At 37.3% G+C, this 13,092-nt stretch carries 10 protein-coding genes; 4 read left to right on the forward strand and 6 right to left on the reverse strand.

From position 1 onward, the window contains the following. Positions 1-328: 328 nt before the first annotated feature. Both ACI6MV_RS21650 and ACI6MV_RS21655 read right to left on the reverse strand, forming a co-directional pair. Positions 329-1,657, reverse strand: a complete 1,329-nt coding sequence (locus ACI6MV_RS21650) for a UDP-glucose dehydrogenase family protein (protein WP_407272413.1) — start codon at positions 1,655-1,657, stop codon at positions 329-331. Between the two features lie 275 nt (positions 1,658-1,932). Beyond that, a complete protein-coding gene (locus ACI6MV_RS21655; protein WP_407272414.1) occupies positions 1,933-2,805 on the reverse strand; it encodes an aldose epimerase family protein in 873 nt (290 codons plus the stop codon). Between the two features lie 112 nt (positions 2,806-2,917). Between ACI6MV_RS21655 and ACI6MV_RS21660 the strand changes: the two genes are divergently transcribed. Together ACI6MV_RS21660 and ACI6MV_RS21665 are read left to right on the forward strand one after the other, a co-directional pair. Continuing rightward, a complete protein-coding gene (locus tag ACI6MV_RS21660) occupies positions 2,918-3,346 on the forward strand; it encodes a YdcF family protein (protein WP_407272415.1) in 429 nt (142 codons plus the stop codon). Between the two features lie 46 nt (positions 3,347-3,392). Continuing rightward, entirely contained in the window at positions 3,393-3,746 is a 354-nt protein-coding gene (locus ACI6MV_RS21665; protein WP_407272435.1) for a YdcF family protein, read from the forward strand. An 893-nt stretch (positions 3,747-4,639) separates the two neighbouring features. On the opposite strand, the gene ACI6MV_RS21670 is transcribed toward ACI6MV_RS21665, so the two are convergent. The 4 genes from ACI6MV_RS21670 to ACI6MV_RS21685 all read right to left on the reverse strand — a co-directional run bounded on the left by ACI6MV_RS21670 (position 4,640) and on the right by ACI6MV_RS21685 (position 10,547). Next, positions 4,640-5,581, reverse strand: a complete 942-nt coding sequence (locus tag ACI6MV_RS21670; RefSeq protein ID WP_407272416.1) for an LCP family glycopolymer transferase — start codon at positions 5,579-5,581, stop codon at positions 4,640-4,642. 278 nt (positions 5,582-5,859) lie between these two features. Continuing rightward, a complete protein-coding gene (locus ACI6MV_RS21675) occupies positions 5,860-7,605 on the reverse strand; it encodes a phospho-sugar mutase (protein WP_407272417.1) in 1,746 nt (581 codons plus the stop codon). A gap of 45 nt (positions 7,606-7,650) precedes the next feature. Next, positions 7,651-8,637 carry a UDP-glucose 4-epimerase GalE gene (galE, locus tag ACI6MV_RS21680; RefSeq protein ID WP_407272418.1) on the reverse strand — a complete coding sequence of 329 codons (987 nt, stop codon included), beginning with the start codon at positions 8,635-8,637 and terminating at the stop codon, positions 7,651-7,653. A 578-nt stretch (positions 8,638-9,215) separates the two neighbouring features. After that, positions 9,216-10,547 carry a 6-phospho-beta-glucosidase gene (locus tag ACI6MV_RS21685; protein WP_407272419.1) on the reverse strand — a complete coding sequence of 444 codons (1,332 nt, stop codon included), beginning with the start codon at positions 10,545-10,547 and terminating at the stop codon, positions 9,216-9,218. A 114-nt stretch (positions 10,548-10,661) separates the two neighbouring features. Here ACI6MV_RS21685 and ACI6MV_RS21690 point away from each other — a divergent pair, with 114 nt between their 5' ends. Both ACI6MV_RS21690 and ACI6MV_RS21695 read left to right on the forward strand, forming a co-directional pair. Further along, positions 10,662-11,399 (forward strand): MurR/RpiR family transcriptional regulator, encoded by a 738-nt coding sequence (locus ACI6MV_RS21690; RefSeq protein ID WP_407272436.1) that lies wholly within the window; start codon positions 10,662-10,664, stop codon positions 11,397-11,399. Positions 11,400-11,644: 245 nt separating this feature from the next. Then, entirely contained in the window at positions 11,645-12,889 is a 1,245-nt protein-coding gene (locus tag ACI6MV_RS21695; protein WP_407272420.1) for a cation:proton antiporter, read from the forward strand. The last annotated feature ends 203 nt before the right edge of the window (positions 12,890-13,092 follow it).

Raw genomic sequence — 13,092 nt, forward strand, 5'->3', positions numbered from 1 at the left:
GTCTAAGTTTAAAAAAGGTAGAAATTAGGTTTAGCTTCATTTGAAAGCGGTTACTTATAAAAATATACTTTACACATCCATTTATTCTGAATAAATAACACATTAAAGGGGGAGATTGAAATGTTGGGATTGGTTATAGGTATTTTCTTAGGTAGCCTTGCCACCATGTTTACCATGAGCCTAATGATAGTAGCTAAAAGAGCAGACCAAAGACAAGATTACACAGAACAATACTAAAAGATGATAGCATTATCAGTTGCATCCGTTCTGGGTGCTTTTTATTTGGAGCAACCTCTTATAACAAAAAGAAGAGAACATCTGTGCACAATTACTGCTTCAACTCGCTCTCTTCTTCAATCCATACTGGTGGTCTACCAAACGAATGATATTCTATTTTATAGTTCCTTACATAATCTAGAGGATAACAATTTCTTCCGTCAATGATCCGTGCACGGTTCATTAATTCTTCATACTTAGATAATGGAAGATCTTTAAACTGATCCCAATCAGTCATAATAAATGCTACATCTGCATCTATTAGTGCTTCTTCTATCGTACTAGCAAATTCTATTTCTTCAGGTAATACTTTCATTGCATTTGGAATAGCTTTAGGATCAAATGCTGTAACATTAGCGCCTAAGTCCAGTAAGTAATTTGCGATTCTTATTGAAATTGCTCCTCGCACATCATCTGTTTTAGGTTTGCGACTTAGACCAAGTAAAGCTACTTTTTTGCCTAAGAATTCTCCATCCATCACTTCTTTTGCCTTTTTCATGAAAACAGAATGTTGGTTATTATTCACCCTTAATACTGATTCTAGTAAAGATGAACGATAGTCAACGTTCTCAGCCGCTTGCTCTATACCTGCGACCTCATGCGGGAAGAACGAGGCTCCATATCCCAGACCCGCACCTAGAAATTTTCGACCGATGCGATCATCTAAGCCAATGGCAAATGCAACATCATCAATATTTGCCCCTGCATTTTCACATAATCTTGCTATATCATTTATAAAGCTAATTTTGGTTGCTAAAAATGCATTAGATGCATACTTGATAATTTCTGCACTACTAATATCTGTCTTAAAAATAGGAATTTGGAACGGAATATTAATCTCTTCTACTACATTAGCAGCTTGGTCATTGACCGCACCTAAAACAATTCTGTCTCCATAGAACGTATCATGAACAGCATTTCCTTGGCGACTAAAATCAGGGTTGATGACCATTTGAAAGGGAATCTTGGTGTGTTTTTTCATCAGTTTTTCAATATTCGTAAGTGTACCTAAAGGCACCGTGCTTTTTATTACGACAATCACTGGTTGACTGATTGTTGTGGCAATATCAATTGAGGCTTGTTCAACAGCAGTTAGATCGACTCTACCATTGGATAGGAGTGGGGTTTCAACAGCGATGTAAATAACATCCGTATCGTTCAAAGCTTGTGTGCGATCATGTGTAAAAGATAATCTTTCCTCGTTCATATTGGTTTTCATTAATCCTTTTAATCCCGGTTCATAAAGTGGTAATAGACCATTTTTTAATTGTTCGGCTCGGTCACGGTCAGGTTCTAATCCAACGACGTTATGACCAATCTGTGCTAATGATACACTTGTCACTAATCCTAGATAGCCAGCACCAATAACGGATATTCTCATACATACCTCCTTAGATTGTAAATGAACTATAATTAAAATTTCACAACGATAACTGGGTATTCTAATGTTTTCTAATGAAACAACATAAAACTTAACATAAGGAAAAAACTGAAATCTATTTTGCAATTATCTTACCATTAATTATAAAAGTTTACTAGGAAGAAATAATCCTCATAAAAACTAGAATAACCGAGCATACACATGAATTTTAAAAATAACAAAGGAAGTCCACACATCTTACACGTGTCCATCCTTTGTTAGAGATTGGTGAAGACTTAATTTTTTTCATCAACAATGATAGAAAAAGTTGTTGTTAAACTGCTCCCAGGTTGGACTAAATGTAATGCTTCTTTTCGATTTAATTCATCAGGCATTGCCATCCAAGGTTCCACACACACAAATGATTTATTAGCTTCTGTCCACAGAACAATATATCCAAATTCTTCTCCATACGCGAGCGTTATTTTTTTGTTTAAACTTGGAGAAGTGAAACCTACGCTTCTTTCTTTGCTATCTAGCAAGATAAAAGCTTCTTGCTTATTTTCAAGGTCTACTTCACCTGTAAAAGGTTTAATATGCATATCGTTATGATCCTCGTAAATGGTTGCATCTGAGTCTAAATGAAATTGCTTATCTGGTGTTAGGAAATAAGGATGAAAGCCAGCGTACATCGGCATTTCAGCTGAAGAATTATTTTTATATTCTTGAATAATTTTCAAGTTGTTTTGTTCCAGCACATAAGTAAATACCAAATCAAACTGAAACGGAAAGGACATTTTCGTTTTCTCATTACTCGAAAAACCGATTGTAATCGATAGTTCATCGGAATCGTTCGTTGCTAACACCTGCCATGGATGATTTCTAGCGACACCGTGATTATTCATCGTGAACGTATTTCCATTCCACTCATATTGTTTGTTATGTAAAAAACCACAAATCGGAAACAAAATCGGAATACCACCACGGATATTTTTATCCTCATCCCATAAAGTCTCCTCATTAAGATAAAGTAGTTCTTCCCCCTCAAACCCTAGGCTCGTAATAATTCCACCTTTTTCCGGAACTACATGCATCCAGGCATTAGAATCTGTGTCGATAAGCTCGTAAACTGGGAATTTTTTATCTTGTAGTACATTGATTGTTCTCACCTTGTCTCCTCCTCGGTATTTACAATTATTTTTAAAATACATTTTAATACAGTGTATTTCAAGCCCACTTCTATGTAAAGAACGATATAATCTGTATTAGTGAGGGATACAGTTGTTATATATAATTAAATTTCTATTCGAATTTTTACTTCCACCAGGCTTTTTCATTATTTTGTTCGTCTTATTCTCAATTTGGCTATTAAGAAAAAATCAAAAAAGAGCAAGTATTATGGTACTAGCTTGTAAGTTTCTTTTGTACATATATTCAATCCCGATTACTGGAAGTATACTTATTCAGTCCTTAGAAAAAAGACATCACGTTCCTACAACTATTTCCAGTGATGTAATTATCATGCTTGGTGCTGGTGCGACTGATGGGACGATGGATTTTAGTGGTGAGGGACATCTCTCTGGTCACGCTGTAAATCGTCTATTAACTGTCGCGAGACTATATAAGCAAACAAGTCTCCCTATCATTCTGTCTGGTAGATCTGTATTTCCCGATTCGGGTAATGAAGCACAAATCCAAAACGTAAATTGATTGATTTAGGAATTCAAAAGACAAGATACATATAGAAGCGGACAGTCTGAATACAGAGCAGAACAGACAGCTAACAAAAGAAATAATGCAGCAACACGTCTATGCTAGACCACTACTAGTCACATCAGGATTCCATATGGAACGTTCCATTCAAAACTTTGCAAAAGTTGATATTGCTGTTACACCTTACCCGACAGATTTTCTAGTTAGCGAGGAAATAGCATTATATCCTAATCAGTTCGTCCCTTCAGATTTTTCTTACATATGTCTTGCCCTGAAAGAATACTTAGGATTACTTGCTCTAAGTATTCCTAAATATGCGACTATAAGAGGTCTTATTTTACCTGAAATTCCTGTTTTGGTAACTTGTCCTTGTTTATTGTGGATGGGCACTCCATAATCCTATTAAAAGACAAAGACTAGTTTCGCAGCTTTAACACTAAACTAGTCTTTGTCTTTGTTTTTGTTTTTGTCTTTGTTTTTGTTTTTGGCTGTTTTTTAAGAGATTGTTGTTATTGACAGAACAAAAGCGCAGTGCGCCGGTTAGCGACGTACGGACTGGGACTCGAAACAATAAAATCACTTGTTTCTGCGGTGTATATTCATTGTAGCTTTCCTTAGTGCGATTACTCGCCTCACCGAAAACATTTGAACTGAACCGTAGGACCATAGTAGGCTACGAAGCTTTACCTCGCACGAAGAAAATTGTTCTATATTTTCGATGGAGTAAGGAAATATGCCCCTGCATAAGGGGGATGTCGACGTTGGACGGCAAGAACGCTCTTAGTTGAACTTCGACAAATCTGGAGTCGATGTTGACTTATCGTGTCATGAGGTGAGGGAAGTCTCGCTAGTCGCTGGCGCTCAGAACTGGCCGTGGCTAATGCTTAATTTATCCACATTTAGATATTTTATAATCTCCTGGTGTAACAAGAAAATACGCCGAAGTGTGTGGTGGTCCGGGTGAAATTTAAGTTGTTCGACGTTGGCGGGTATCCAGCCTCTTATCTGTGACAAACGCGTCATATGTGGAATTATGCGGCCACCAGCGCACTTATTTGAATAAGATGCGTGTTGTTAAATGCTGTTTTCGGCAAATAAGAACTCTGGTGCCCGTCAAATAGTCAAAACTGTCATTTCATGTAAAATAAGTGCTCCTGTATACGCGAAAATTCCTATTGCTTGTGTGTCCTAATCACATACCGGTGACTGCGTTCCCCGTGGAAAGCAAGCACAACTTCGACGTGTCACCAATAACGTATAGCAACAAAGTTTCCGAAAAGAGCCTTATATTTATGATGTAATTTGTTTTACCATGTTATGGACTTTACTAACCTCATCTTCAGAAACAATTAAATAATAGATGCCATCTATCATTTTTCCAGTCCCTTTCATTTGATAGCTAGTAAAGTTATTTCTAGAAGCACTATAATTCATTAGTAAGTTTCTCATGTCAGCAAAATCCATATTTGTCGCCATGTTATTTCCTAGAACGTCGATCATATCACTTATTTTGTTAATAGAGCCTACACTAGCACCCTTGTCAATAATTGCTTCAATAACTTGTCGCTGACGCTTCGTTCTACCAAAATCGCCATTAGGATCTTGATAACGCATCCGAACATACCCCATCGTTTGCGGACCATCTAGTTGAAGCTCGCCTTCAGCATAGTGAAACCCTTTTTCATAATAACCAGTGTCAACCCAATCTAATTCGTTGGTTACAGTAATGCCATTAATAGCATCCACCATCTCACTTAGACCTTCCATATTCATTTCAACATAATAATCCAGGTCTATATCAAGTAAATTCTCTACCGTGTTTATAGACATATCTATACCGCCAAAGGCATACGCATGATTAATTTTGTCATCAAAACCTCTACCAACGATTTCAGTTCTGGTGTCTCGCGGGATACTTATTAGCTGCATGCTATCATTAACAGGGTTTAATGATAACACCATTAGGGCATCCGAACGTCCCCGATCACCTGAACGTTTATCCACACCTAATAATAATATATTTAAAGGCTCGCTATCTTTAAGCTTCTTTTTCGTTAAATCGTGGTCAATCGATGCCACAGGCTGGTTCATTTCGCTATCGACGGTTTGTTTTGCATCTAAATAGATTGACATCGAATAGCCAACAACTGCAAGCGTTAAGCCCAAAACTATTGCAAGTGGAATAAGAATCCACCGCTTACGGATCTTCTTTTTTTGTTTCTCATCTGACATATCAGACACCTCTTCTTAACATAAATAATACGAAAAGAATTCGCTTTTGGTAATAGATTACCGTAAGCGAATTCCAAACGTAAAGAAAATCAACAATTCTCTCTAGAATAATCTATTTAACCGTACAATAGCCATTTCAATCAGAACAAAAGCGCAGAGCCGTATGGAGGTGAGGGAAGGCTCGCTAGTCACTGGCCATGGCTAATGCTTAATGTTATCCACATTTAGTATATTTTATAATTTCCTATGCAACAAGAAAAATTAAAGAAACAATGTTGTTAAGCCTTACTAGTCAATGCATGAATCCGGTCCATTACATCTTGCTTTACTTCATTTAACAGTTTGCTACTCGCTTCCATCGTATCTTCATGTACGCCGAAATAAAACTTAATCTTCGGCTCGGTACCTGAAGGTCGTAAACAGAACCAAGAACCATCCTCTAATTTATATTTTAAAACGTTCGACTTCGGCAATGCAATCGCCTCAACCTGTTCAGATTCAACAATAGTTCTTTCACTTATTTTATAATCTTCTAGAATTGCAACTTTTTTGCCAGCAATTTGTTGTGGTGGATTATTTCTAAATTCAGTTAATAGCGCCTGTATTTGTTCTGCTCCGTCTTTTCCTTTTAACGTTAACGATTCTAATGTCTCAAGATAAAAACCGAATTCTTCAAAAATAGTAATAAGTGCTTGGTAAAGAGATTTGCCTTGTGTTTTATAGAAAGCAGCAACTTCTGCAACCATCAAGCAAGATTGCACCGCATCCTTATCGCGGACAAAATCTCCTATTAAATAACCATAGCTCTCTTCATAACCAAATAAAAAGCTCTTTTCTTTCGTTTCTTCAAATTCCTTAATTTTTTCACCAATAAATTTAAATCCAGTTAAAGTATCAATAGTTTCCAATCCATAGCGAGTTGCAATATCGCGACCAATTTCTGATGTAACGATTGTCTTCAGCACTGTCGCATTCTCTGCAAGGGTATTCGTTTTTTGCTTTTGAGTAATCAAGTAGTGTAGTAAAATTGCACCCACTTGGTTACCTGTTAACACTTGGTATTGATTAGCTTCATTTTTAACTGCTACACCTACGCGGTCTGCATCTGGGTCTGTTGCTATTAAAATATCAGCCCCTACAGTTTCACCGTGCTTAATAGCTAATTCAAATGCCGCATGCTCCTCCGGGTTAGGTGATGATACAGTTGAAAAATTGGGATCAGGTAATTCTTGTTCTTTTACGACTTCAACATTATTAAAGCCAATTGCTTTTAATCCATCTCGGACCGGTAAGTTGCCCGTACCATGAAGTGGCGTAAAAACTATTTTAAGATCGTCTGCCATTTCTTTGATTACCTCTGGCTGTACCACAATTGATTTTAATTGTTCAATATATGCTTTATCAATAATTTGATCAATCATCTTTAACTGCTCATTCGCTTTTAAATCCGCTTCGGAAGCAACCAGAACAGTCAATTCATCCTCAACTTCATTTACCTTTGCAACAAGTTCATCCGCAGGTCCTGGCGGTAACTGTCCGCCATCTGGCCCATAAACTTTAAACCCATTATATTCTGGTGGGTTATGGCTAGCAGTAATAACAATTCCTGCATATGCGTGCAAGTAACGCACTGCAAAAGATAGCTCTGGAGTAGGGCGCAGCTCACTAAACACATAGGTTTGAATACCATGATATCCTAGTGTTTTTGCAGCCTCCATAGCAAATTCAGGTGACTTAAAGCGTGAATCGTAAGCTATAACAACTCCACGAGCTTTGGCTCCGTCTCCATTCTCTTCTATGTAGCGAGCTAAACCTTCTGCCGCCTTACGCACTGTGTACATGTTCATACGGTTTGGACCAGGTCCGATTTCGCCACGCATACCACCAGTTCCAAATTCGAGTTCCTTATAAAAACAATCTTCTAATGTTTTATGATCACTTGTTAACGATTCTAGCTTGTCTTTTAGTTCTTGGTCCATCTCTGTGAATAGTTTCCATTTTTGATATTGTTTTTGCCATTCCATTATGTAAATACTCCTCCTTATGATTAAGCCTTCTTCTATTTAATATTAATTTTCATATCCAGTTGGATTACTTTTATGCCAATCCCATGCATGTGAAATAATCGCCTCAATATTAGGGTATTGTGGTATCCATCCTAGTTCCTGCCTTGCTTTATCAGAAGATGCGATTAATACAGCTGGATCACCATAACGTCTAGGTGCTACTGTTGCAGGTATTTCGTGGCCGGTTACTTCTCTGCATGTTTCAATAACTTGTTTTACTGAGAAACCTGTGCCATTTCCTAAATTATATATACCACTTTCATTTGTGATTTTTAACTTCTTGACTGCAAGAAAATGTGCTTCCGCCAAATCCATCACATGGATATAATCACGGATACATGTGCCATCCTCTGTATCATAATCGTCTCCAAACATTTTCACATCTTCCCTTTGCCCAAGGGCAACCTGAAGTACGATAGGAATTAAGTGGGTTTCTGGATCATGATCCTCCCCTATTCTACCTTGTGGGTCTGCGCCAGCTGCATTAAAGTAACGCAAACATACAGATTTTAATCCATAAGCCTGATCACTCCAACGAAGCATCTTCTCAATCGCTAATTTTGTTTCCCCATAAGGATTTGTTGGTACCGTTGAATCACTTTCTAATATCGGCACAGAGTCCGGTTCCCCATATGTCGCGGCAGTAGAAGAGAATACAATTCTTTTCACATGATGCTCTACCATCTTTTTCACCAAATGATACGTACCTATTACATTGTTCTCATAATATTTTAATGGATTTTCAACACTTTCTCCAACTAGAGAATCGGCAGCAAAATGGATGACTGCGTCGATAGTGTGTTTTTCAAAAATCTCATCCAAAAGCGCCTCATCACTTAATGCGCCTTGGTAAAATGCCGTGTTCATTAAAGCATCGTGATGACCTTTTTGCAAGCTATCTAATACAACTACTTCTTCACCTTGTTCCTGTAAAAACAATACCGTGTGACTGCCAATATAACCTGCTCCACCAGTTACTAAAATGGACATGAATAGTCCTCCCCTATTAACGTATTTTTCTATTTATCAGCTGAATGTGAGTAACATATTTTGATTGCGACTGATTTGTGGTTAGGATGTGGAATATTGATTAAACGTATGTAGTTTTTTTAAGTAGTTTCGATACTTTACTGATTATGGTAATTATTGAACAAATACGCATTCATTATATCATGACAAATACCGAGTTGGAGAAAAAATTCTAAATGAATTTGTTAAATCTATTTAAATTTTTTTGTTTGTATCTTTTGTCTATGATTGCAAAACAGAAAAAAAGAGAACAAATAATGTTCCCTTTATTTTCGAGGAGATAAAGGAAACATGCCCCTGCATAAGGGGTATGGCGACGTTGGACGGCAAGTCCACTTTTAATCGACCTTCCACAAAACCTGAACCGATGTTGACTTATCGTGTCATGAGGTGTGGGAAGTCTAGCTAGTCGCTGGCGCTCGGAGCTGGCCGTGGCTAATGCTTTATATTATTCACATTTAGATATTTTATAATCTCCTGATGTATGCAACAAAAAAGGGCAATGCTGAATGTTCAGCATTACCCTTAACCTTTATAATTTAAGCTAGAACTGCATCACCGAAAAACTGTGGTAAGTGCTCTTTATGCGCTTCAAGCATTTCATCCAAAATTTCTTTCGCCACTTTATCAGAAGGAACTAATGGATTGATCGTCATTGCTAATAGTGCTGTATTATAATCACCCGTTACAGCCGCTTCTGCAGCAACACGTTCGAATGATTTGATTTGTTGCACTAATCCTCTTGTAGCTACTGGAAGGTCGCCAACAGCTACAGGCTTTGGTCCTTCTTTCGTGATTACACAGTTAACCTCTACAGCAGATTCATTTGGAATACTAGCAATTGCTCCGTTGTTAATCGTATTCACTGGCTGTATGTCTCTACGGTCGTTGTACATTGATTCTATTAAGCTACAAGCAGCATCGCTATAATAAGCTCCGCCACGTTTTTCTAATTGAGGTGGCTTTATTTCAAGATCTGGATCTTTATAAAGCTCAAACAATTCTTCTTCTAACTTTTGTACGACCTCTGCTCTTGTTCCATTCGTTGCTGCATCTTCTTTTTCGTTCGCAAGCATTTGATCTGTTTTGTAGTAGTAACGGTGGTATGGACAAGGGATCGCTCCAAGTGCTTTAAGGAATTCTGGCTCCCAACCGATATCAGCAATATTTTTCATAGTCATACCTGACTTTGGCTCGCACATTTTCTCGATAACTTCGTTTGTAACATCGTTGCCATCTAGATATACCTGAAGTCCGAATACCATATGATTTAATCCTGCAAAATCAACGAAGACACGCTCAGGCTCCACTTCTAATAACTTTGCAATTCCCATACGGATTCCGATTGGCACATTACACAAACCGACAATTTTAGTCCAGTTGCTATGACGTAACACTGCTTCTGTTACCATTCCAGCCGGATTGGTAAAGTTAATCAACCATGCATCCGGGCAAAGCTCCTCCATATCTTTCACAATACCTAGGATGACAGGGATTGTTCTTAATCCTTTTAGTAACCCACCAGGTCCATTTGTCTCCTGGCCAATCACGTCATACTTTAATGGTATTCTTTCGTCTTTTGCACGAGCAGCTAACAAACCTACTCGAAATTGCGTCGTTACAAAATCCGCATCTCTTAATGCTTTCCTGCGGTCTAGTGTTAGATGAACCTCAATTGGTAATCCCGCTTTTTTCACCATACGTTTAGCGAGATCTCCAACAATCTCTAATTTTTCTTTTCCTGCTTCAATATCAACTAACCAAAGCTCTCGAATTGGTAAGGATTCATAACGTTTAATAAAACCTTCAATTAATTCAGGAGTATAACTTGAGCCGCCGCCTATCGTTACAATTTTCAATCCTTTACTCATACGTAACATCCTCTCCATATTTCTAAATTTTATATTGATAATAATTGAAACTAGTTTATGAACATAAACGAAATAATGTATAATGATTCCTGAATACATACCCTATTGGAAAGTGTGATTATTTTGTTTACTAACGAACAAATATCAACCTTCACGGAATTAGAAATTGACCTATATAAATATATTGTGAATCATGCAGACAAGGTAATTTTTATGCGAATCAGAGATTTAGCAAATGAAACGCATGTTTCTACTACAACGGTGCTGCGCTTCTGTAGAAAATGTGGTTTTGACGGATTTGCAGAGTTTAAGGTTCAATTAAAAATGCATTTAGGAAAAAAAGAATCTAGCAATCTTATCCAAACACAAACTTCTTTTAAAGAATTTATTGAAAGAACACTGACCCAGGAACATCAAGAGAAAATGTCTTTAATTGCTTCTGTCCTGGCACAAACGAATAACATCGTCTTTATTGGTATTGGTACTTCAGGCATTCTAGCTGAGTATGGCGCACGTTATTTTTCAGGCTTAAAACGATTTTCCTTGCACATTAAAGATCCATTTTTTCCAATTCACGCATCTTATTTAGAAGAAAGCGTTGTTGTTGTTTTATCCGTATCTGGTGAGTCTAATTCCACTATTTCCTTAACTAACAAAGTGAAAGAAAAAGGGGCAACTGTTGTTAGTATTACGAATCATCCAGATTCAACCATTGCAAAGTTATCCGATTACAATTTGTCTTATTATGTTTCACAAGAGTTTGTCGGAAATGTTAATTTAACTACACAAATCCCTGTCGTCCATCTATTAGAAAGTTTAGCAAAGGAAACCTATCGACAGATGGAAAATTAATTTAACTAGATATTCAGTCCTGATACCTCTCCTTACAGTAAACGCTTCATCCATCCAATTGTAAAGCGTATTCGTGCTTTCGGTGTTATATTTCTAACGAAAGAAACCCGTTACATAAGTGTAACGGGTTGTTACTATTTTTGAAAGTATTGCAATGCTTACCCCCGATAATAATAAGCATGATTGGACAGACCTATAAGAAACAGGTATAAATAAAGCAGATAAATCCAGGAGGGAGAGATTCCATGCATCATTTTAATGAAGTGTTTATTCAAATTTTAATCCTACTTGCTATATCTGTTACGGTTATCGGAATAGCCAAGAAATTCAAAGCCCCTTATACGATCGCACTCGTATTGGTAGGATTGTTTTTAGGGATTATCAATACACCATTTCATATTGTGGATGAAGCTGAGGCATTTATTACGCAATCAGAAGTGTTCCAAGCGATCATCATTTCTTTGTTTTTACCAATTTTACTTGGTGATGCAACTTTGAAGCTTCCATTTCATCACTTATACGAGCAGAAAAAAGCTGTATTCGGAATGGCACTTGGTGGTACATTACTATCTTTTGTCGTCATCGGGTTTGCAACGCATTATATTATTGGCTTACCAATTGCCGTTGCCTTTACTTTTGCGGCCTTAATGAGTGCAACTGATCCTATTAGTGTTCTTTCTATTTTCAAATCCGCTGGTGTTTCCCAAAAACTTTCCACTGTTATGGAAGGTGAATCGTTGTTTAACGATGGCATTGCGGTGGTATTATTTAAAATATCATCGATTTACTTGCTTACATATATTGAACTCGGTTGGGAAGGATTAGGGAGCGGCATATTCATGTTTTTAAAGTTTAGCATCGGTGGGGCATTAATTGGGATTGTTCTCGGTTTTATTCTGGCACAGGTGACTCGCTTTTTTGATGATTATCCTTTCGAAATTATTATTTCCGCACTTTTGTTTTTTGGTAGTTATTTTATTGCAGAGCACCTTGGTGTGTCAGGTGTAATTGCCGTTGTTACTGGCGGATTTATGTTTGGAGATTATGGGGCGAAAATAGGCAGCATGTCAGCAGAGACAAAAGTTAATATTAATACTTTCTGGGATGTGATTACCTTACTCGCTAATTCGATTATCTTTCTATTAGTTGGGTTAGAAATTCGTAATATTGCTTTTGAAGGTAAATGGATGTTAATTTTATTTGCCATAGTTATCGTTTTGGCAGGAAGAGTGGTTGCTCTTTATACAAGTACGCTCCATGTGAAAAATATTAACCAAAAAGAACGTGCACTCCTCAACTGGGGAGGTTTAAAGGGAAGTTTGTCGATTGCGCTAGCTCTCAGTCTACCAGTGGATTTTGAGGGTCGTGACGATGTATTGCTCCTAACATTTGGTGTTGTATTATTTTCATTAATTATTCAAGGTCTTACGATTAAACCCCTGATCAAAAAGTTAGGGCTATCCGGGCTAACTTCGAGTAAGCAGGACTAGTGTCTGCTTACTCGAATTATAGATGAAGCCCAGTGTAAATTATATTAATTATATAGTTGGTAAAGGCGAATCAGTTATCTTCCGACAAAAAACATGTTAATATATATATGCCCCCAGAAAAAAACTTTGATGAGATAATGTACTAATTATCCCCATCTATTCTGAACCGAGTATTCAGAATTATGTAACAATACATTTGGAAA

Origin of the sequence: Radiobacillus sp. PE A8.2 (assembly GCF_045635475.1) — a bacterium.
In the GTDB taxonomy this organism is placed as follows: domain Bacteria; phylum Bacillota; class Bacilli; order Bacillales; family Amphibacillaceae; genus JBJGXI01.